We start from the raw sequence: 20,964 nt of genomic DNA on the forward strand, positions 1-20,964 counted from the left end.
GGGGTCTTTCGGTCAATTGACCGGTTCTGCACGGAAAGTGCGCGTCTCACCGGTCCGGTTCGGGATCCTTGAGCCAGTTGACCAACTCGGTTGAGAAGGCGACCGGATCCTCCTCGTGCGGAAAGTGCCCCAGCCCGTCGAACAGCCGCCAGCGGTACGGCGCTTCGACGTACTCGCCGGATCCGGCCGCGCTCCGCGTGCGCATCACCGGGTCGAGTGAGCCGTGCAGATGGAGGGTCGGGACCCTCAGGGGGCGCTTCATACGGCGGTTGAACTGGATGCCGTCCGGGCGGGCCATGGAGCGGACCATCCAGCGGTACGGCTCGACCGAGCAGTGCGCCGTCGACGGGATGCACATCGCGCGGCGGTACGTCTGAACCGCCTCGTCGTCCGGCAGGTTCGGCCCGGACCACTCCCGCATCAGCTCGCCGACGAGCGCACCGTCGTCCGCGGTGAGCTGCCGCTCCGGGATCCAGGGGCGCTGGAACCCCCAGATGTAGGAGCCCGCGCGGGTCTGCTTGACGTCCGAGAGCATCGCCGAGCGCCAGCGCCGGGGATGCGGCATCGAGGCGACCGCGAGCCGCCGGACCAGCTTGGGGCGCATCACGGCCGCCGTCCACGCCAGATATCCGCCCAGGTCGTGGCCGACCAGCGCGGCGTCCGGCTCGCCCAGGGAGCGGATCACACCGGTGATGTCGAGGGCGAGGTTCGCGGGGTCGTAGCCGCGTGGAGTGCGGTCGCTGCCGCCGACACCGCGCAGGTCCATGGCGACGGCCCGGAAGCCCGCCTCAGAAAGAGCGGTCAGCTGGTGCCGCCACGTCCACCAGAACTGCGGGAAGCCGTGCAGCAGCAGCACCATCGGCCCGTCGCCGGCCTCGGCGATGTGGAAACGGGCGCCGTTGGCGGCCACGTCCCGGTGGATCACCTTGGTCCCGTCGGGCAGGGCGTCCGGTCGTACGACCGAGGTGGGTTGCGCCCAAGGTGATTGCCCCGCAGGGGTGGAGGAGCCCGTCATGAGGACGAGCGTGCCACAGCCTCGATGGCCGCGGGGGCCCGGTCCTCGAGCGCCGGGGTTTCCGGAAGCTCCGGCCGCGGGTGCGGCTTGGCCTTCTGCAGGACCCCTGCGGTCTCCTTCATCGACGCCGCGACCTTCTGTGGGCCCTTGCCCTTCTTCGCCTTCTTCGCGAAGACCGTGCCGATCAGCGCGAGGGCGACCGCGACCAGCACGTTCGCCGCGAAGGACAGCAGGAAGCAGATCGCGAGGTTCCAGTCGCTCCAGGTCCGGATGCCGTACGCCAGCGCGAAGTTGAGCATCGGCAGGGAGAACACCAGGACCGCGCCGGCCGCGGTGAACGCGCCGCCGCTCGTCGCACCGCGCTTGACGTCCTGCTTGAGCTGCGCCTTGGCCAGCGCGATCTCGTCATGCACCAGCGCCGACATCTCGGTCGTCGCGGAGGCGAACAGCTGGCCGATGCTGCGTTCGGCGCCGACCGGGCTGCCGTCGGGTGCGCTCATCGCGGTCTCCCTCACTCTCTTTTTGTACCGTCAAGTCAGATCATGCCGGACGGTCGTCCTCGTCGCCTGCCCCGCCCTGCACTTCGGCAAGCGCGCGTCGTTCGGCGGCCTTCAGTTCGGCGGTCCGGCGGTGCTCGGCGGCCTTGTTCTCGTAGATCGCGGCCATCCGCAGGTGGTACGCCGGGTCGTCCTCCTCGTAGATGTCCGGGATGCCGTCGAGGTCCTCGTCGCGCTCCTCGGCCTCGCACAGCCTGCGGTACTTGGAGTTCCGGATCTTCAGCAGCACCGTCGCCAGGGCCGCCGCGATGAGGGAGCCCGTCAGCACGGCGGCCTTGACCTCGTCCGTCAGTACGGCGTCCCCGTCGAAGGCGAGTTCGCCGATCAGCAGCGACACGGTGAAGCCGATACCGGCCAGCGTCGCCACCGCGAACACGTCGGCCCAGGCGAGGTCGTCGCTGAGCGAGGCCCGGGTGAAACGGGCCGTCAGCCACGTACCGCCGAAGATCCCGAGCGCCTTGCCGACGACGAGCCCGAGGACCACGCCCAGTGTCTCCGGCTTGGTGAACACGTCCCCGAGCGCGCCGCCCGAGATGGCGACACCGGCGCTGAACAGGGCGAAGAGGGGGACGGCGAGGCCCGCCGACAGGGGCCGTACGAGATGCTCGATGTGCTCGCCCGGGGAGTGCGCCTCGCCCTCGTGGCGGTGGCAGCGCAGCATCAGGCCCATCGCCACGCCCGCGATCGTCGCGTGGACGCCGCTGTTGTACATCAGCGCCCAGATGACGAGCGCAAGCGGGACGTACACGTACCACCCGCGCACGCCCTTCCGCAGCAGCAGCCAGAAGACGGCGAGGCCCACGACGGCGCCGCCCAGCGCGGCGAAATTGATGGTGTTCGTGAAGAAGACCGCGATGATCAGGATCGCGAAGAGGTCGTCGACGACCGCGAGGGTGAGCAGGAAGGCCCGCAGGGCGCTCGGCAGTGACGTACCGATGACGGCGAGCACCGCCAGCGCGAACGCGATGTCGGTGGCGGTGGGAACCGCCCAGCCCTGGAGCGAGCCGCCGCCGCTCAGGTTGGTGAGGGTGTAGACGAGCGCCGGTACGGCCATCCCGCACAGGGCCGCGACGACCGGCAGCGCCGCCGCCCGGGGGTCCCGGAGATCACCGGCGACCAGCTCACGCTTGAGCTCGATGCCGGCGACGAAGAAGAACACCGCGAGCAGCCCGTCAGCGGCCCAGTGCGCGACCGACAGATGCAGGCCGAGGGCCTCGGGGCCGAAGTGGAAGTGGCTGACGCTCTCGTAGCCGTCGTGCAGCGCGGGTATGTTCGCCCAGATCAGCGCCGTGATCGCGGCCATGAGCAGCAGTACGCCGCCGACGGTCTCGGTGCGCAGCGCATCCGCCACGAAGGTGCGCTCGGGCAGGGACAGACGGCCGAGAACCTTGCGGGGGGCGGTGGTGCGGGGCGCGGTCACGAGGGAGACCTCCGGTCGGTGGGCAGGGGAGTGCTGCTTGCCGACCAGACTTCCCGGCACACCTTGAGGGTCACACAGTTTTGCTTAGTTTACCTAAAAGGGGCGCCTGGTGCGTTTCCGCGCCGGGCGCCCCCTGGGAGCTGGGAAAACCTCAGTCCTCGCTGGGCGCCGCCGGGAGCTTCGCCTGGATGAGGTCCATGACCGTCGAGTCCGTCAGCGTCGTCACGTCGCCGAGCTGGCGGTTCTCCGCGACGTCCCGCAGCAGGCGCCGCATGATCTTGCCGGAGCGGGTCTTCGGCAGCTCCGCCACCGGCAGGATCCGCTTCGGCTTGGCGATCGGGCCGAGGGTGGCGCCGACGTGGTTGCGGAGATCGGCGACGAGGCCCTCGTCCTCGGCGTTCGCCGTGCCGCGCAGGATCACGAAGGCGACGATCGCCTGACCCGTCGTCTCGTCCGCCGCGCCGACGACGGCCGCCTCGGCGACCGACGGGTGGGAGACGAGCGCGGACTCGACCTCGGTGGTGGAGATGTTGTGCCCGGAGACGAGCATGACGTCGTCCACGCGGCCCAGCAGCCAGATGTCGCCGTCGTCGTCCTTCTTCGCCCCGTCACCGGCGAAGTACTTGCCCTCGAACCGCGACCAGTAGGTGTCGAGGAAGCGCTGGTCGTCGCCCCAGATGGTGCGCAGCATGGACGGCCACGGCTCGGTCAGGACCAGGTAGCCACCGCCGCCGTTGGGCACCTCGTTCGCCTCGTCGTCGACGACGGTCGCGGAGATACCGGGCAGCGGCGTCTGCGCGGAGCCCGGCTTGGTCGCCGTGACGCCCGGCAGCGGCGAGATCATCATCGCGCCGGTCTCGGTCTGCCACCAGGTGTCCACGATCGGCGTCCGGTCGGCGCCGATGTGCTTGCGGTACCAGATCCAGGCCTCGGGGTTGATCGGCTCACCGACCGAGCCGAGGACGCGGAGGGAGGAGAGGTCGAACTTCGCGGGGATGTCGTCGCCCCACTTCATGAACGTACGGATCGCCGTCGGCGCCGTGTACAGGATCGTCACGCCGTACTTCTGCACGATCTCCCAGAACCTGCCCTGGTGCGGGGTGTCCGGGGTGCCCTCGTACATGACCTGGGTCGCGCCGTTGGCCAGCGGCCCGTAGACGATGTACGAGTGCCCGGTGACCCAGCCGACGTCGGCCGTGCACCAGTAGACGTCGGTCTCCGGCTTGAGGTCGAAGACGGCGTGGTGGGTGTACGCGGTCTGGGTGAGGTAGCCGCCGGAGGTGTGCAGGATGCCCTTCGGCTTACCCGTCGTACCGGACGTGTACAGGATGAACAGCGGGTGCTCGGCGTCGAACGGCTCCGGGGTGTGCTCGGCCGACTGCCGCTCGACGATCTCGTGCCACCACACGTCCCGGCCCTCGGTCCAGGCGACCTCCTGGCCGGTACGGCGGACCACCAGCACGTGGTCGACGTTGTCCACCTTGCCGATCGCCTCGTCGACGGCCGGCTTGAGCGCGGAGGGCTTGCCGCGCCGGTAGCCGCCGTCGGAGGTGATGACGACCTTGGCGTCGGCGTCCTGGATGCGCGTGGCGAGGGCGTCGGCGGAGAAACCGCCGAAGACGACGGAGTGTGCGGCACCGATCCGGGCGCAGGCCAGCATCGCGATCGCCGTCTCCGGGATCATCGGCATGTAGACGGCGACCCGGTCGCCCGCCTGGACACCGAGCTCCAGCAGCGCGTTGGCGGCCTTGCTCACCTCGTCCTTGAGCTCGGCATAGGTGAGGGCACGGCTGTCGCCGGGCTCGCCCTCGAAGTGGATGGCGACACGGTCGCCGTTGCCCGCCTCGACATGCCGGTCCACGCAGTTGTACGCGACGTTGAGCTCGCCGTCCTTGAACCACTTGGCGAACGGCGGGTTCGACCAGTCCAGCGTCTCGGTCGGTTCCTTGGCCCAGGTCAGCCGCCGGGCCTGCTCGGCCCAGAAGCCGAGCCTGTCAGCCTTGGCCTGTTCGTACGCCTCCGCGGTGACGTTGGCGTTCGCTGCCAGGTCCGCGGGCGGCGCGAACCTGCGCTCTTCCTTGAGCAGGTTGGCCAAGGATTCGTTGCTCACGACATCTCCCTTTCCCAGGGTGTCCGTTGTGTCCCAGGCCACAGCTCATCAGACCGAAGCCCCCGCTGACAAGGGGCGACGGAAAATTGGTTTAGACCTGTGGGGGACCTGTTCGTACGTCTCTCGCGGCGGCCGACGCCATCCGTACCCACGGACGCCGACCAGGCAGAGTTCAGTGCCTGTAACGCCTTTCACACTCCGGCCCAAGTACTGATGAAGCGCCACCGACATGAAGGAGGTACGTGTGGAAGGCATACGGGGCGGACCGCAGGCGGCGGTCCGCGACCCAGAGCTCTTCGAGGAGTTCTACCGACGCCATGTGGATGCGATGACATCGTTCGTGGCCCGGCGTGTCGACGACCCGCACACGGTCGCCGACCTGACCGCCGAGATCTTCCTCGCGGTCCTGGACTCCGCCCACACCTACCGCCCGGGCCGGGGCAGCGAGACGGCCTGGCTCTACGGCATCGCCCGCAATGTCGTCGCGGGGGAGCACCGCCGAGTGGCCCGCGAGACGGCCCGCGACCGGCGCATCTCCGGGCGGCGGCTGCTGGAGCCGGACGACATCACGCGTCTGGAGGACAAGCTCGACGCGGAGTCCCCTGGCCGCCGCGCCCTCGCCGCGCTGGAACGGCTCCCCGCGGGGGAGCGAGCCGTTCTGGAGCTGATCGTGGTCGACCAGCTGACGGTCCCCGAGACCGCCGCCGCACTGGGCATCACGCAGGTCACGGCCCGCGTACGGCTGCACCGGGCCCGCAAGTCGCTGCGCCGGGCGGCGGACGAGCCCGCCGACGGGCCGCGCGCCACATCCCTGTCGTACATCACCGGAGGAACCGGGGGAGAGGCATGACCACCAGGACGACATTCGAGGACCGGCTGCTGGCGGAACTGCGCCGCGAGATCGACCTGCGCGCGGACGACGGTACGACGGAGGCGGCGCCGATGTCCTCCGGGCGCCGCCGACTTGGGGCCCGGGGGGCTCTTACGGCGCCGAGGCTCGGGCTGGTCGCCCTGGCCTGCGCCGCCGTCGCGGGCGCCTTGGTGCTGATGCCGGGCTCCCCGGCCGAGAGCCCGGCCTACGCGGTGGTCTCGCACGCGGACGGGACCGTGACGGTCACCCTGAACGACATCGGCCTCGGCGGCACCCTGCCGGACGAATTCGTCGACCGGCTGGAAGCGAACGGTATCCACGTGGTCGTGGACAAGCTGCCGAACGGTTACGAGTGTGCCGAGGACCGGGGGAAGGGGGTCCCGGGCCGCCCCGATGCCGGTGAGGGCCTCAGCCAGGTGTTCGACCTGCGGCGCGGGGACTCCCTGGCCGTTGTGAAGATGGGGCAGCGCCAGCCCGACGGGAGTTTCATGCCGGTCACCGGCTTCTCCTTCATCCGCGGTGAGGTCGCCCCGTGCAATCCGATCCCCGCCCCGCCCCACCCTGCGGAGACGTCCGGTCTCCGCTGAGCGGGGCGTCATGGTGGGGTGGGACTGCGACGGTCACGCCGGGCTGCGCAGCTCTTCCGTGTCGACCACGTGATCCGTCACGTGGTCGAACACCCCCGGGTCCGAGGCCTCGGTGAGCAGGTACGCCTGCGCCTCGCCCACGTGGAAGTACATCCCGTGCAGCTCCAACTCCTGTCTGTGCAGCGCCCGGGCCACCGACTCGTGCGCCCGCAGATGCTCCAACTGCTGGACCACGTTGGTCAGACAGAGCTGCTCCACCGCGTCCGCGGGTGCCCGGCCGGCGAGTCTGGCCCACGGCCGGCTCTCGTCGGCCATGCGCTCCAGGCTCGGCAGCCCGTGCCGCAGCCACCGCTTCAGCGGCGTCCGGGCGCCGCCGGGCTCGGCGTCGAGCAGGGCCTGCATGGCCCCGCACCCGGAGTGCCCGCACACCGTGATGGACCGCACCTGCAGCACGTCCACCGCGTACTCGATCGCGGCCGCCACCGAGTCGTCGCCGCTCTCCTCGCCGGGCAGCGGCACCAGGTTCCCCACGTTGCGCACCACGAACAGGTCTCCGGGACCACTGGAGGTGATCATGGACGTGACGAGCCGCGAGTCGGCGCAGGTGAGGAAGAGCTGGGACGGCCGCTGCCCCTCCCGGGCAAGCCGGGCCAGCTCACTGCGCACGAGCGGTGCCGTATTGCGCTGGAACGCGCTGATGCCGCGCGCCAGTTGGTGCCCGCTCCGATCGCCGGGGCCGTGGGGCCCACCCGGCCCACCCGGCCCGCCGGGCGCACCGGCGTGATCGGAATCCGGCGCGGACTGCCGGCGCTCGCACTGGTGGTTGCGCCACGGCGTCCAGGGACGGCAGCGGCAGCCGACGGAGGACTCGCCGTGCTCCTCGTTGAGCGGGGTGGGTTCGGTGAGGGGTCGGACACCGGTCCGGCGGCCGGTCACCTCGGCGGAGCCGCCCTGTGCGGTGTGTGTGTTCTGCCAGTCCTGCAGTGACTCGTACGCCGCGTGGTCCATGAAGGACCCGTCCAACTCCACGACGGCGGGGGCGCCTTGGGGCACGAGATGCAGGGCACGGCTGAGCCGCGGCACCGCGAGGAACGTCAACTGCCCTCGGACGTGTACGTGATGGACTCCTTCCTTCTCTTCGTGGGTGATGCGGGTGCGGGCGAGGCGGTGCATGGCGACGGCGACTGCCACGGCGATCCCGAGGGTCACGCCCTCCAGGACGCCGAGGACCACCACGCCGAGTGTGGTGACGGCGTACACCAGCACTTCTCGGTGGCGGGTCACCGTGCGGATGTGGTGCAGGGACACCATCTGGATGCCGACGGCCATCACCAGGGCGGCGAGCGAGGCGAGCGGGATGAGCTCCAGGAGCGGGACCATCAGCAGCGCGGCGATCACTACGAGAACGCCGTGCAGCATCGTGGAGTTCCGGCTCACCGCGCCCGCGTTGACATTCGCCGAACTTCTCACGGCGACACCGGCGACCGGCAGTCCGCCGAGCGTGCCGGAGACGATGTTGGCGGCGCCCTGCCCCAGCAGTTCGCGGTCCAGGTCGGCGCGTCCGACGCGGGCGGTCAGGCCGGGTCTCGCGGCCACCAGCTTGTCCACGGCGACCGCGCCGAGCAGGGACTGCACGCTGCACACCAGCGTGGTGGTCAGCACGGCCGCGGTCAGGCCGAGCACAGGGCCCTCGGGCAGTCCGGCGAGGGCGTGGCTGCTCCAGGAGGGCAGATCGACCTTGGGCACGCCGAACCCCGAGAGCGAGGCGGCCGCGGTGGCGCCGGCCACGGCGACGAGCGCGGCCGGGATTCTGCGCAACAGGTGTCCCGCCCGGCCTGGGATGCGTGGCCAGAGCAGCAGCAGGGTCAGGGTCAGCAGGCTGACGGTCACGGCGACGGGGTGCACGTTCGCCAGCTGGGCGGGCAGGGCCCGGAGATTGGCGAGGACGGAGCTCTGCGGGGTGCCGCCGAGGACGATGTGCAGCTGGGCGACGGCGATGGTGACGCCGATTCCGGCGAGCATGCCGTGCACGATGGCGGGGCTGACGGCGAGCGCAGTGCGCGCCACGCGCAGGCAGCCGAGGCCCAGTTGGGCGAGGCCGGCGAGGACAGTGACAGCGCAGGTGCTACGCCAGCCGTAGCGGTGGATGAGGTCGGCGGTGACGACCGTGAGTCCCGCGGCGGGTCCACTGACCTGCAGCGGACAGCCGCCGATCCGGCCGGCGACGAGCCCGCCGACCCCGGCCGCCACCAGGCCGGCCTGGAGCGGGGCGCCGGTGGCGAGGGCGATGCCCAGGGACAGCGGGAGGGCGATCAGGAAGACCGCGACTGCGGCCGACAGGTCGGCGCCGGCGACAGGGAAGCGGCGGCGGGGGTTCGGGGGTGGGCTGTGGGGTTGGTGGTCGGGCTGGGGCCGGCTCGGGTCGGTGGCGCGGGTGGGGGCGCAGGCTGACATGTTTCCCGTCTCCTCCGGGCAGCGCGGTCGCGGATCAGGTCGTCCCCGCCGATGGGCGGGGGTCGGTCGCGGCCGTGGGTCACGGCGTGCAGCGGCGGGATGAATCAACGCTCGGTAAATGGATCGTAATTCAGAGTAAAGGCCAGGCATAGACTTTCCTGGCAAATGGGGTAATCAATCACTCCAATGAGTGAAGCGGTCATTTCATCGGCTTGTCGTACTAATTCCTTCTCGGCCCCGTGCGACCTTGGCGGCGCTGTCGGGCTGGCCCGGCACACCACCAGAAAACGCCCTCATCGGCGTTGGCCTGAGAGAAGGAAGAAGGTGAGCGGAACATGACCGCCACCCAGAGGATCGCCGTGGGCGTCGTGATCACCGCGTCCTGTGCCGCGTGGGTCGCCGGCTGTGCGATCGGCTCCAACGGTTCCAAGGCGGGTGCTCTCGGTCCGCAGAAGGCCCGTCCGGCCCATGCGCAGGGGAGCGCGGTCCGCCTGATCGGCGACGGCTCCACCGCCTACACCGGAGCCCAGCCCCACCTGCCCAGACCCGAGCGTCTGCGGCCCGGCCAGAAGCCCCCGCAGTTCGTCGTCTTCTCCTGGGACGGCGCGGGCGAGGACAGCCAGAAGCTGTTCTCCCACTTCCGCAAGCTCTCCAAGGCCAACCACGCGACCATGACGTACTTCCTCAGCGGCGTGTACATGCTGCCGGAGGAGAAACGCGACCTCTACAAGCCCCCGGAGCACTCACCGGGCAGCTCGGACATCGGCTTCAACGACGAGCAGGGCATCGCCGACACCGTGAAGCAGCTGCGCCTGGCGTGGCTGGAGGGCAACGAGATCGGCACCCACTTCAACGGCCACTTCTGCGGGAGGAACGGCGGTGTCGGCGAGTGGTCTGTCGCGCAGTGGATGAGCGAGATCGCCCAGGCCAAGAAGTTCGTGAAGAGCTGGAAGACCAACTCCGGCATGGAGAAGGCGGCCCCGCTTCCCTTCGACTACGACAAGGAGCTCATCGGCGCGCGCACGCCCTGTCTGGAGGGCCAGAAGAACTTCGTGAAGGCCGCGAGCCGGCTGGGCTTCCGCTACGACACCAGCGGGGTCAACGACCAGGTCTGGCCGAAGAAGAGGGAAGGGCTGTGGGATCTGTCGATGCAGCTCGTGCCCTTCCCCGGGCACTCCTACGAGCAGCTCACCATGGACTACAACTTCATGGTCAACCAGTCCGGCACGCAGACCCAGGGCGACCCCGACAAGTTCGACTACTGGGGCGACCAGATGCGCGACGGCCTGCTCAAGGGCTTCCGTCGCGCCTACGAGGGCAACCGCGCGCCCCTGGTCATCGGCAACCACTTCGAGTCCTGGAACGGCGGAACCTACATGCGGGCCGTCGACGAGGTCGTCGAGAACGTCTGCAACAAGCCCGACGTGCGCTGTGTGTCCTTCCACCAGCTGGCCGACTGGCTGGACGCCCAGGACCCGCAGACCCTGGCGAAGCTGCGCACCCTGAAGGTCGGCCAGGCCCCCGAGCAGGGCTGGGCGGCCTTCCTGTCGGGCCACCCCGCCCCGGCCCCGAAGGGCGTACCGGGGGCACCGGCCGCGAAGCAGTAGCCGTCAGGCGGAGGCGACGACACCCTCACCGAGCACGAACCCTGGGTCGACCTGCGCGGCCAGGTCGGCCCCGGTGCGGGCATCGCCCCACGTGGCCGCGTTCTTCAGGTGGAAGTGCACCATCTGCCGCGTGTAGCGCTCCCAGTCGCGCAGCTCGTACGTCGCGTCCGCGGCGACCTGGAGGGCGCGCAGGGCGCGGCGGTTGGCGTCCTCCAGGAGCTCGAACCGGGGCGGTCGGCCCTTCTCCATGGCGCGCACCCAGTCCGAGTGCCCGACGGTCATCAGCAGGTCGTCCCCGACCTCGGCGCGGAGGAAGTCGAGGTCGTCCTGCCCCTGCACCTTGTTGCCGACGACCTTCAGGACGACGCCGTAGTCGCGGGCGTACTCCTTGTACTGGCGATAGACGGAGACCCCCCTCCGGGTCGGCTCGGCGACGAGGAACGTCATGTCGAAGCGGGTGAACATGCCGGAGGCGAAGGAGTCCGAGCCCGCCGTCATGTCCACCACGATGTACTCGCCCCGTCCGTCCACCAGGTGGTTCAGGCACAGCTCCACCGCTCCCGTCTTGGAGTGGTAGCAGGCGACCCCCAGGTCGGCGTCGGTGAAGGGGCCGGTGACCATCAGGCGGACGGTGCCGCCGTCGAGTTCCACCGGGCGGGCGCAGGCCTCGTAGACCGGGTTGTCCTCGCACACCCGCAGCAGCCGCGAGCCCTCGCCGGGCGGTGTGGTCTTGATCATCGTCTCGGCGGAGGTGATGCGCGGGTTGGAGCCGCGCAGATGGTCCTTGATCAGCGGCAGCCGGTCGCCCATCGCGGGCAGTGCGGCGGCCTCCGCCTCGTCGAGGCCCAGCGCGGCGCCCAGGTGCTGGTTGATGTCCGCGTCCACGGCGACGACCGGTGCCCCGCTGGCCGCGAGATGACGGATGAACAGGGAGGACAGGGTCGTCTTGCCGCTGCCGCCCTTCCCGACGAAAGCAATTTTCATGTTCACGAAGGGTAGTGGGGTGATAGCTGTATGTGGCAGACGGGCGTGAAGAAGACCACTCAATCGTGGGGTGCGCCCCTGGTGTGGCTAGTGTCGTACTCATGAGTACGACAGGCGCGAACGCCGATCCGCTCGCGGCCCTGGGCTCGCTGCCCGGGGTGGCCGAGTCCGTGGAATCCGTGCGCAAGGCCGTGGACCGGGTCTACGGGCACCGGGTCATGCGGCGCCGCAGCAACGAGATCACCTCCGAGGCGGCACTGCGCGGTGCCCGCGGTTCCGCGGCGCTGTCCGGCGCCGACTGGGCCCTCGAAGAGGTGCGACGGCGCACCGACTTCAGCGGTGACGACGACGCGCGCGTGATGGGCGCGGCCCTCAGGCTGACCGCGGAGGCGGGCCAACTGCTGTCCGTCTGGCGGCAGTCGCCCCTGCGGGTGCTCGCCCGGCTGCATCTGGTGGCCGCCGCCACCAACGGGGACGAGGTCGGACGGCCGCGGCTGACGGGCGAGCCGGTCGACGAGCCGCTGATCGAGCTGCCGCTGCCGGGCGCCGACGAGGTGCACGGGCGGCTGGAGGGTCTCGCCGAGCTGATCATCACCGGCAGCTCCGCGCCCGCTCTGGTGACGGCCGCCGTCGTCCACGGCGAACTCCTCGCGCTGCGCCCCTTCACTTCCCGCAACGGCCTGGTCGCGCGCACCGCCGAGCGCATCGTCCTGGTGGGCAGCGGCCTCGACCCGAAGTCCGTCTGCCCGGCCGAGGTCGGCCACGCCGAGCTGGGGCGCGCGGCCTATCTGGCGGCGCTGGAGGGGTACGTCTCCGGTACGCCGGAGGGCATGGCCGCCTGGATCGCCCACTGCGGCAGGGCGGTCGAGCTGGGTGCGCGCGAGTCGACGGCCGTGTGCGAGGCACTGCAGCGCGGGGCGGCGTAGGAAGCTCTCCGGACTCCGGAAAAGGGTTGCGGCGGTACGAGGATTCGTACCGCCGCTGGCATGCTCACCGAGTTACCAAGCGTCCTCGAAATGTTGCCCATCAGGCCGGGAACTTTGCCCGTCACCTGGTGTGGCTGGCCCGTAATCGACGGGTCGACGTCGCGTGGGTGCCCGATGTTCATGCTTCGGTCCGTGGGGCCAAATGCGTTATTAAGGTGATCCTTTCGGATGTCCTTGGTCTCGCGGGCCGTTAACCCCTTTGTACTCCAGGTCCGAAGCAAGCGGAACCCCCGGCTGTACTTCTTTACTTTTAGTCTCAAATAGGCTGTAAACGGGCGCCGGGGATGTCGAACGGGGATCTTGGTGCCGGTGAATCGGCAGGTCACAGGAGCGCGGCCCGGCGTCGGCTGGCGTACCAGACAAGACCCGCAGTGGCGGCTGCGGCGCCTATTGCCGCGGCCGCGACGAGGGCCGGACGGGGCGGCACGGAGAATGCCGGGATCCGCTGCTTGAGCCGGACCGGCCGGTGGAAATCGAGAATCGGCCACCCGCGCGCGAGTGCCTCGCGGCGCAGCGCGCGGTCCGGGTTCACGGCGTGCGGAAGGCCGACCTCCCGCAGCATCGGCAGGTCCGTCGCCGAGTCGCTGTAGGCGTAGCAGCGGTCCAGGTCGTACCCCTCGGACTGGGCCAGTTCCTTGATCGCCTCGGCCTTCGTCGGGCCGTACGCGTAGTACTCCACCTCGCCGGTGTAGCAGCCGTCCTCGCCCACGACCATGCGCGTCGCCACCACGCGGTCCGCGCCGAGCAGCTCGCCGATCGGCTCCACCACCTCCGCACCCGACGTCGAGACGATGACGACGTCGCGGCCGGCGGCGTGATGCTCCTCGATGAGGGAGGCGGCCTCGTCGTAGATGATCGGGTCGATCAGGTCGTGCAGGGTCTCGGCGACGATCTCCTTGACCTGCTGGACGTTCCAGCCGCGGACGAGCGAGGACAGGTACTCGCGCGTCCGCTCCATCTGGGCGTGGTCCATGCCGCCGACAAGGAAGACGAACTGGGCATATGCGGTGCGCAAGGCGGCCCTGCGGTTGATCAGCCCGCCTTGGTAGAACGACTTGCTGAACGTGAGTGTGCTCGACTTCGCAATGACCGTCTTGTCCAGGTCGAAGAAGGCCGCTGTGCGGGGCAAGGAGTGGTTTTCCACGCCCCGAGCATAGGGGCAGCCCATTCGGCGTAAGGTGAGGCGTGTGGGTTTGCCTGAGAAGGGTCTCGGGTACACCATGGAAGTCACGGATCGTTCGCGACCGTGCTAACCCGGTCCGGCTCCTCCCCCCCCCGAGTCGGCCGTGGAGACGACCCCCACTCTCCCCCCCGGTGGGGGTCGTCGCATGTCCGGACGGGTTTTTCCGCTTCCTTCACTTCCTGGCGCGGCAGTACGGCCGTCCTGAGGCGGCTGCGGCCGCCTCTTCTGCATGCTCATGATCCGTCACAGTGTGTAGCCGTCAGGCTGCTCTGTGGAAGTCGTGCACGGGTTGGTACAGGGGTCACCGGTATGGGTGACGAGGTTATTCACAACCACCGACTTGTCCACAGTTATCGACCATGATCCGCAGGATTTCCGGGATCGCTGCACCGTGATTCAAACGCGTCCCGCTCGCGCCGAGTTCAAGACCGGTTCCGGTTTGTCGGGCGGGTTTGGCCGGTTCGTATCGGCCGCTCATATGGAGACCGGTTGCCGGTTCTTCACACGTTTGGGAATCGCGGGGCCGCAGGGGCTGCGCGAGAGATGCAGCGAAGGGGGACGGAGACCGTGGCCGGAGCCGTCACACATGAACCGCCGCCCGCCGCCTCGGGGCGGCAGGCCGGACCACTGATCGTCACGGAGGACGTCGAACTGCTCGACGACCTGCTGCGCCTGTGCGCCGCGGCCGGAGCGACACCCGAGGTCCACCACTCGGTGCCGGAGCGGGCGGGCGGCTGGGAAGCAGCACCGCTCGTCCTGGTCGGCGACGACGCCGCGCGGCGGCTGCGCGGGGCCGCCCGCAGACGAGGAGTGGTGCTGGTCGGCCGCGACCAGGACGACTCCGGGGTCTGGCGCCGGGCCGTCGAGATCGGCGCCGACCACGTCCTGGTGCTTCCGGACGGCGAACAGTGGCTGGTCGACCGCATCGCCGACGTGGCCGAAGGCGTGGGCCGGCCCGCCCTGACGGTCGGTGTCATCGGGGGCCGCGGCGGGGCCGGGGCGTCCACGCTCGCGTGCGCCCTCGCCGTCACCTCCGCACGCGAGGGGCTGCGCACCCTGCTCGTGGACGCCGATCCACTGGGCGGCGGACTCGACGTACTGCTCGGCGGCGAGAGCGCCGAGGGACTGCGCTGGCCCGCCTTCGCCGCCTCCCGTGGCCGGGTCGGCGGCGGTGCCCTGGAGGAGTCGCTGCCGCAGCTCCACTCCCTGCGGGTGCTCAGCTGGGACCGCGGCGACCGTATCGCCGTCCCGGCCCAGGCCGTCCGGGCGGTGCTGGCCGCGGCCAGACGGCGGGGCGGCACCGTCGTCGTCGACCTGCCGCGCCGCATCGACGACGGGGTGGCCGAGGCGCTCGCCCAGCTCGACCTCGGCCTCCTGGTCGCCCCCGGCGAACTGCGCGCCGTCGCCGCGGCCGGGCGGGTGGCGTCCGCCGTCGGCATGGTCCTGCGCGATCTGCGGGTCGCGGTACGAGGGCCGTACGCGCCCGGACTGGACGACCGCGAGGTGGCCCGGCTGCTCGGACTGCCCCTGGCCGGCGAGGTCCCCGTCGAGTCGGGGCTGCTGCGCCCGGGAGAGGGCCGGACGCCGCCCGCCGCGGACGGCCGCGGGCCCCTGGCGCGCTTCTGCAAGGAGTTCTGGGAGCGGGCGCTGTCGGAGGCGGGGAGCGCATGAGCAGGTATGCGGGCGGCGAAGGGACGGGCGGCTCGGTGGTCGCTTCGGCGCGGGGAGCCTCCGGAGCGGTGCGGCGGCCGGGCGACGGGCCGCGCGTGCCGTCGTGGGCCGGGCCGGGTGTGTCCTCGGAGTCGGCTGAGTGGCTGGGTGATGTGCCGGGTCCGGGTGATGTGCCGCGCTCCGGCTCGGCGGGGCCATGGCGGCCGGGCGACAGGCCGCGCGTGCGGTCGTGTGCCGGGTCGCGTGTGTCCTCGGAGAGGGCTGGGCGGCCGGCCGAGGTGCCGGGCCCGGGTGATGTGCCGCGCTCCGGCTCGGCGGGGCCATGGCGGCCGCGCGGCGATTCGGCCTCCGCGGCCGTAGCTCCGGAGATGCCCTCCGGGCTGCTGGACGGCGTACGGCAGTGGCTGGTCGAGAGCGGGGCCGAGCCGACACCCGCGCGCGTGGCGCAGGCCCTGCGGGAGCAGGGCCGGGTCCTGGGGGACGCCGAAGTCCTCGGCGCGGCCGAGCAGTTGCGGTCCGAGCTGATCGGCAGCGGGCCGCTCGAACCGCTGCTCGCCGATCCGGCGGTGACCGACGTGCTGGTGTCCGCCCCGGACCGGGTCTGGGTCGACCGGGGCGGCGGACTGGAGCTGACCTCGGTCTCCTTCCCGGACGCGGCCGCGGTACGACGTCTCGCGCAGCGCCTGGCCGCGGCGGCCGGACGGCGGCTCGACGACGCGCGGCCATGGGCCGATGCCCGGTTGCCCGACGGGACGCGGCTGCATGCGGTGCTGCCACCGGTGGCGGTGGGCTGCACCTGTCTGTCGCTGCGCGTCGTACGGCCCCGGGCGTTCACGCTCGACGAACTGGTCGCGGCGGGCACGGTGCCGCCGGGCGGTGACCGCGTGCTGCGGGCGCTGCTCGAGGCACGGCTGTCCTTCCTCGTCAGCGGCGGGACGGGCAGCGGCAAGACGACTCTGCTGAGCGCGCTGCTGGGACTGGTCGGACGCGGCGAGCGGATCGTGCTCGCCGAGGACTCCGCGGAGCTGCGGCCGGACCATCCGCACGTCGTACGGCTGGAGACCAGACCCGCCAACCAGGAGGGTGCGGGCCTCGTCACGCTCCAGGACCTGGTGCGGCAGGCACTGCGGATGCGGCCGGACCGGCTGGTGGTGGGCGAGGTGCGCGGGCCCGAAGTGGTGCATCTGCTGGCCGCGTTGAACACCGGCCACGAGGGCGGGTGCCTGGTCTAAGCGTACATGCAGGGGAACGGCTCAGCGAGGACACGCAACACGGGGTCAACTGCCCACCGTTCAGGGCTAGTTGGCGCACAGGACAAAGCCCCGCCCATGCGCCACGGGGGAACGATGCACGGACGGGGCAGCCGACACGCTGAGCCTTGATTGCCGTCCTCAGCGCGCCGGAGTCTTGTTGCGAGGGTCGTCCGGGTGGCCGTAGATCATGTGCGCGTGCATGCCGAGTACGACGGCCCGAGCCGCTTTCGCATTGCCGGTACTAACTGACTCGCTCAGGTCTGTTCGCAGCGAGAAACACACGGGACATGTCTCGGGGTCCACCCGGCCAGCGCGCGGGGTTCGAAGATCAAGGAGAAGCATTCCGTCCCCCTCTCTGGCACAGCGAGCAATCCGGACGGCATGGGGGCAGCGAGTTGGGCAGAAAGGCTATGACGCCGGACGCGAGATCGAGCCGCCCGCCGTACTGCTCCCACCAGTCCCGCTTAGACGGCCCGTTGCCGTCCTCAGGCAGGCTGACTAGCTCAGGCTCGGTTAAGGCGCTCACACGGGCGCGGACGCGCTTTGCCGGGGCGGTCACTGGGGGCACTCCACATGCCGATACCGAACAGCCGGACCCGCTGAGGACCGGTCACGCACAATGCGGCGGCATGGCTCAAGGGTCTTGATCGGTTTCTTGCAGTCGGGGCACGTCTCCCCGTTGGGCGCGTAAGTCGTGTACTCGACCTGTCGCGCGTCGGTGTCAGGCTCCTGTGTCTTGGTGGCCATCCTCGCCGTCCCCTCACGTGGTCCGATGGAAACCACGCTAGGAACGGTGGGCCCTCAACTCACAGCCGATTGCACGTGATTGCACGCCAATCACCCAAGGGAGTCCATGGCTGTTCTGATCAGCGCGCGAGCCTTCACGCCGTAGACCGCGCTGTCGGCCAACTCGGCGAAGGTGTCGGCGTACATGGCCACCTCTCGGGGCTGTGTGATCGTGAGGTACCCCGAGATCAATTCGACATTCACCTGTGCCGTGTCGAAGATCCAGAAACCCTCAACCGGCATTCGCGAACGACCGAGCCGCGTTCGCACAACACCCAAACTGACGTTAGGCAGCAAAGCAATCGTGAGCAGATGCTCAAGTTGCTCAAGCTGAGTTTCTGGCTCACCTGGCGCGTTCCGCAAAACTGACTCCTCGATCAAGAATGCGAAACGTCGGTGACCCTCGTACAGCACGCGCTGACGCTCCATACGCGCGGCTACTGCGTCCGCCACATCATCAATCTCAACCCGCCGTCGCTGTACTGCGCGCAACACGTCTTCGGTATAGCCGTAGGTCTGAATCAGTCCAGGAACAAGCCCCGGAGAATACGACCGGAAACGGCGCGTCCGTTCGTACAGTGGCAAACGCGATTCCTGCGCCTGTCGCAGCCCTGCGCGCTCCATCCGGCGCCATTCCACCCACATGCCCTCAACGGCCCGCAGAGAGGCAATCAGGTCCGCTGCTTGGTCATCTGCGCCGCACGCGTGACACCATGCGCGTATGTCGTCAGCGGATGGCGACGTTTTCGCGGACGAGATCCGAGACACCTTCGACGGATGCCACCCGCACGCCTCAGCGAGCCGCTTACCGTCCAACCCGGCGTCCTTGCAGATCTCCCGAAGACGATCAGCAAGGACTTTCCGGGCCGCTTGAACACTTGATGATCCTGATACGGGCATGGCATGGACCGGTTAGACCGGCTTGTACTCCTCGTGAGACGTAGCCCGTTCCCAGACCGTTTCGAATGCTGCGCTAACCAGCTCTACGACGGCCGGTTCGGTACACCATTCGCGGTCGACTACTTCCCCGATACCCGAGAAATAGGTGAACAGCACCGACGAATTGTCGAACATCCATAGGTCTGTGCCGGGAAGGGGAATATCAGCCGCCTTGCGCCGGGGCAGCCAGCGGACCAATTCACCCGCCGCAACGTTCGGAAACGTCACGTCGTACTCGTACTTGATGTAATCCGTCACCGGCTCCGAGACGATCCGAGCACGACGCATAACGACTCCGCGCGCTGTTATCTCGGTTACCACGTCCAGGAACGGGCGCCACCACGTCGACCGGTCAGCGGCAGGGTCGAGACGCTTGCCGTTCTGCCACGCGATGAACTCAGGGTCATTCGGCTGGTACGCGTCACGCATTTCCAAGTGCACGGCCGAGTGACGGGCTTTCGCCAGACCCTCAAGCACGGGATTCGTCATTGTTACTGCTCGCTGTCGGGGCGCGGGATGTACTGAAGCATGACCTTGGGAAGCCTGATGATCGTCTCGTGATCCGGCACGTCAGTTGAGTGACCGGGAATTGAGCCGATCTCCTGACACGCCTTCACCTCCGCTTCCGTGGCCTTGTACGACTGGATCAACAGGTCTCCCGTTTCCTCGTCCAGCCAGATGGTTGGCGAGTCCGTGTCCGGCGTGTTCGGGATGATCCCGAGGAACCGTAGCCCCATGCCTACTCCTTCAGTCGATGCGATTGCACCCGATTGCACGACCATCACCCGCCCGATGGATGACGTCAAGAGGGCATGTCCGCCCGGCACTTGGAGCCAGGGCCAGGTTGTCAATCTGACGGCCTGTCAGATAGGGCTCGCAGCTTGGCCAGTATTTCAGCTTTCGTCGCACGCCCCTCGGTCAAGTCGGTAAGACACTCGACTATCCCAGCGGTAGTGCCCGCAAGCCCGCTAAAACTTCCCTCAAGTGCGCCGAGTTTGTCCTTTAGGCCACTCAGCCGCTCGTCCATCTGGTCGAAATGGCCTTCCATTTCGCGCTGCATTTCTTCGATCTTGGCAACGATCGGGGCTGCATCCATGACCGGTATCCTACCGACAGCAAAGGTGACGGCCCATCAGAAAACAGGAAAGCCCCCGCCCTGCCGCCGGAAGCAGCAAGAGCGGGGGCATCCCCATTAATGGATTACGCCATTTCTGGCCAACCCCGGCCCGCCAAAGCCGGGGAGTCTTGATTACTGGCGAACGCCAGTCATTAGCTGCACGCCGTTCGGGTCCAGCGGAGCAACGTCCCAACGAGACGTAGACCGAATACCGGTCACGTCAGAGTCAAAGTAAGCGTCCTGGCTGTACGCCACGGAAACCTCAGCGCGACGACCCACGGCAATCTGACTCAGGTCAACCAGGCCAATCCACGAGCAGTCAGTAGACGTACCGACAGTCTCAGTGTTGCTGATCTGGTTAGAAATGTAGACCGGGATACCGAATAGACGCCGCTCGCCGTCCTGCGTCGGATCGGGAGAAACCTGGTACCGAGACTGACCATCCTTGGCCTTCCGGATAGAAGCCCAAGAACGACCGCTCATGAACCAAGCCGCGCCGTTAAGGTCGCCATTGGCGCTTTCCAGCCGCCCAACACCGTCAGCTAGCGCGTCTAGAGTCAGGCTCGCGCCATTGGTGCCCAGCGAGGTAACCGTCACGCCCGAGAAATTCCGTAGACCGCGCATGTTGTTGCCGGTGCCGTCACCAGCGAGGAACTGCGCATCGAGCAGACGCGCAACTTCCTTCATGTGGTCCTCGCCGACAATGCGGAGTAGCTCAGGGTTCGAGTCGAGAAGGCTTTCGTTAGTGGCCTTGGTGAGGACGGCTGCCTTCTTTGCAGTTAGCGTGACCGCCTGAAGCGTCATATCCGTGACCGGAATAGACGACCCTTCGGCAACCATGCTCGCGCTCGTGCTGGCCGAAATACGCGGCACGCTGAGCGTCTTGCCGTCCATCTTCAGAACGCGCGGGCCGGACGCGAGGAACACGCTCTTCTGACGCAGGAAGTCAAATACCTGGCCAAGCGTCTGCGTCGGGATCACAGCAGCCGCCGAAGTGGTGGTCATCTGCCGGAATTCAGCGGTGGAGGGGAGCATTCCGCCGTTTCGGAAGCTTTCACCGCCATCAAGAGCGCGCTCCTCGTTGCCGGTGAACGCAGCGCCACCGACGCGCCCGGCAAGGGAACGGGCCTCATTCTCACGCTCAGCGCGCTCAACGTAGTCCCGCGCCTCAGCGTCAAGCGCGTTGACGTGAGCGTCCATACCCTCGACACGCTTGCGCTTTTCAGCCTCAGAAAGCGCAGCGTCATTGAGAACGGCACGCATCTGGGAAATGACGCTGGCACGCCTTTCTAGCGCATTCTTCGCAAGCTTTGCATAGTCCATAAATGTCTCCTTGATGGAAAGGGCCCGGGATTTGGGCATGAAAAAACCGCCGAGCCGGCTTCCGGCCCAAGCGGTAGGCAATTAGCTATAGGGGAGGTCTA

17 protein-coding genes and 1 pseudogene are annotated in these 20,964 nt (G+C 68.8%); 6 read left to right on the forward strand and 12 right to left on the reverse strand.

Annotated features, from left to right (window positions below; genetic code table 11):
• Nucleotides 1-46: 46 nt before the first annotated feature.
• From IH68_RS0133240 to acs, 4 genes are all read right to left on the reverse strand, one after another.
• Nucleotides 47-1,015: an alpha/beta fold hydrolase gene (locus tag IH68_RS0133240; RefSeq protein ID WP_030942394.1), complete on the reverse strand. Its 969-nt coding sequence runs from the start codon at nucleotides 1,013-1,015 to the stop codon at nucleotides 47-49.
• Entirely contained in the window at nucleotides 1,012-1,515 is a 504-nt protein-coding gene (locus tag IH68_RS0133245) for a phage holin family protein (protein WP_030942396.1), read from the reverse strand. Before IH68_RS0133245 ends, IH68_RS0133240 begins: the two co-directional genes overlap by 4 nt.
• Before the next feature lie 40 nt (nucleotides 1,516-1,555).
• Nucleotides 1,556-2,992, reverse strand: coding sequence for a Na+/H+ antiporter NhaA (gene nhaA, locus IH68_RS0133250; protein WP_030942397.1), 1,437 nt, complete (start codon nucleotides 2,990-2,992; stop codon nucleotides 1,556-1,558).
• 151 nt (nucleotides 2,993-3,143) lie between these two features.
• Nucleotides 3,144-5,144 (reverse strand): acetate--CoA ligase, encoded by a 2,001-nt coding sequence (gene acs, locus IH68_RS0133255; protein ID WP_199931958.1) that lies wholly within the window; start codon nucleotides 5,142-5,144, stop codon nucleotides 3,144-3,146.
• A 187-nt stretch (nucleotides 5,145-5,331) separates the two neighbouring features.
• On the opposite strand from acs, the gene IH68_RS0133260 reads away from it, so the two are divergent.
• A complete protein-coding gene (locus tag IH68_RS0133260) occupies nucleotides 5,332-5,952 on the forward strand; it encodes an RNA polymerase sigma factor (RefSeq protein ID WP_030942400.1) in 621 nt (206 codons plus the stop codon).
• Nucleotides 5,949-6,560, forward strand: a complete 612-nt coding sequence (locus IH68_RS0133265; protein WP_030942402.1) for a hypothetical protein — start codon at nucleotides 5,949-5,951, stop codon at nucleotides 6,558-6,560. The genes IH68_RS0133260 and IH68_RS0133265 overlap by 4 nt, the downstream gene beginning before the upstream one ends.
• A 33-nt stretch (nucleotides 6,561-6,593) precedes the next feature.
• Here the strand turns inward: IH68_RS0133265 and IH68_RS0133270 are convergent, their stop codons facing one another.
• A complete protein-coding gene (locus IH68_RS0133270) occupies nucleotides 6,594-9,014 on the reverse strand; it encodes a bifunctional SulP family inorganic anion transporter/carbonic anhydrase (RefSeq protein WP_030942404.1) in 2,421 nt (806 codons plus the stop codon).
• A 335-nt stretch (nucleotides 9,015-9,349) separates the two neighbouring features.
• On the opposite strand from IH68_RS0133270, the gene IH68_RS0133275 reads away from it, so the two are divergent.
• Complete coding sequence (locus IH68_RS0133275; protein ID WP_030942407.1) at nucleotides 9,350-10,621, forward strand: hypothetical protein; 1,272 nt, start codon at nucleotides 9,350-9,352, stop codon at nucleotides 10,619-10,621.
• A gap of 3 nt (nucleotides 10,622-10,624) precedes the next feature.
• Here IH68_RS0133275 and IH68_RS0133280 read toward each other — a convergent pair whose 3' ends face one another.
• Nucleotides 10,625-11,605 (reverse strand): ATP-binding protein, encoded by a 981-nt coding sequence (locus IH68_RS0133280; RefSeq protein ID WP_030942409.1) that lies wholly within the window; start codon nucleotides 11,603-11,605, stop codon nucleotides 10,625-10,627.
• A gap of 101 nt (nucleotides 11,606-11,706) precedes the next feature.
• Here IH68_RS0133280 and IH68_RS0133285 point away from each other — a divergent pair, with 101 nt between their 5' ends.
• On the forward strand, nucleotides 11,707-12,531 hold the full coding sequence (locus IH68_RS0133285) for a hypothetical protein (RefSeq protein WP_030942411.1): 825 nt from the start codon (nucleotides 11,707-11,709) through the stop codon (nucleotides 12,529-12,531).
• 382 nt (nucleotides 12,532-12,913) lie between these two features.
• Here IH68_RS0133285 and IH68_RS0133290 read toward each other — a convergent pair whose 3' ends face one another.
• Complete coding sequence (locus tag IH68_RS0133290) at nucleotides 12,914-13,759, reverse strand: HAD family hydrolase (RefSeq protein ID WP_030942414.1); 846 nt, start codon at nucleotides 13,757-13,759, stop codon at nucleotides 12,914-12,916.
• 582 nt (nucleotides 13,760-14,341) lie between these two features.
• On the opposite strand from IH68_RS0133290, the gene ssd reads away from it, so the two are divergent.
• Together ssd and IH68_RS0133300 are read left to right on the forward strand one after the other, a co-directional pair.
• Complete coding sequence (gene ssd / locus IH68_RS0133295) at nucleotides 14,342-15,445, forward strand: septum site-determining protein Ssd (protein WP_030942417.1); 1,104 nt, start codon at nucleotides 14,342-14,344, stop codon at nucleotides 15,443-15,445.
• A 368-nt stretch (nucleotides 15,446-15,813) separates the two neighbouring features.
• Nucleotides 15,814-16,668 (forward strand): annotated as a pseudogene (locus IH68_RS0133300) (TadA family conjugal transfer-associated ATPase); the annotation flags it as partial.
• Between the two features lie 867 nt (nucleotides 16,669-17,535).
• On the opposite strand, the gene IH68_RS0133305 reads toward IH68_RS0133300, so the two are convergent.
• From IH68_RS0133305 to IH68_RS0133320, 5 genes are all read right to left on the reverse strand, one after another.
• Nucleotides 17,536-18,384 (reverse strand): helix-turn-helix domain-containing protein, encoded by an 849-nt coding sequence (locus IH68_RS0133305; protein ID WP_030942421.1) that lies wholly within the window; start codon nucleotides 18,382-18,384, stop codon nucleotides 17,536-17,538.
• A 12-nt stretch (nucleotides 18,385-18,396) separates the two neighbouring features.
• Nucleotides 18,397-18,912, reverse strand: coding sequence for a DUF6879 family protein (locus IH68_RS0133310; RefSeq protein ID WP_030942422.1), 516 nt, complete (start codon nucleotides 18,910-18,912; stop codon nucleotides 18,397-18,399).
• A gap of 2 nt (nucleotides 18,913-18,914) precedes the next feature.
• Entirely contained in the window at nucleotides 18,915-19,160 is a 246-nt protein-coding gene (locus IH68_RS0133315; protein ID WP_030942424.1) for a hypothetical protein, read from the reverse strand.
• Nucleotides 19,161-19,270: 110 nt separating this feature from the next.
• Nucleotides 19,271-19,519 carry a hypothetical protein gene (locus IH68_RS56595; RefSeq protein ID WP_159403759.1) on the reverse strand — a complete coding sequence of 83 codons (249 nt, stop codon included), beginning with the start codon at nucleotides 19,517-19,519 and terminating at the stop codon, nucleotides 19,271-19,273.
• Between the two features lie 153 nt (nucleotides 19,520-19,672).
• Nucleotides 19,673-20,863 carry a phage major capsid protein gene (locus tag IH68_RS0133320; RefSeq protein ID WP_030942426.1) on the reverse strand — a complete coding sequence of 397 codons (1,191 nt, stop codon included), beginning with the start codon at nucleotides 20,861-20,863 and terminating at the stop codon, nucleotides 19,673-19,675.
• Between the last annotated feature and the right edge of the window lie 101 nt (nucleotides 20,864-20,964).

Origin of the sequence: Streptomyces sp. NRRL S-646 (genome assembly GCF_000720765.1) — a bacterium.
Classification (GTDB): Bacteria; Actinomycetota; Actinomycetes; order Streptomycetales; family Streptomycetaceae; genus Streptomyces.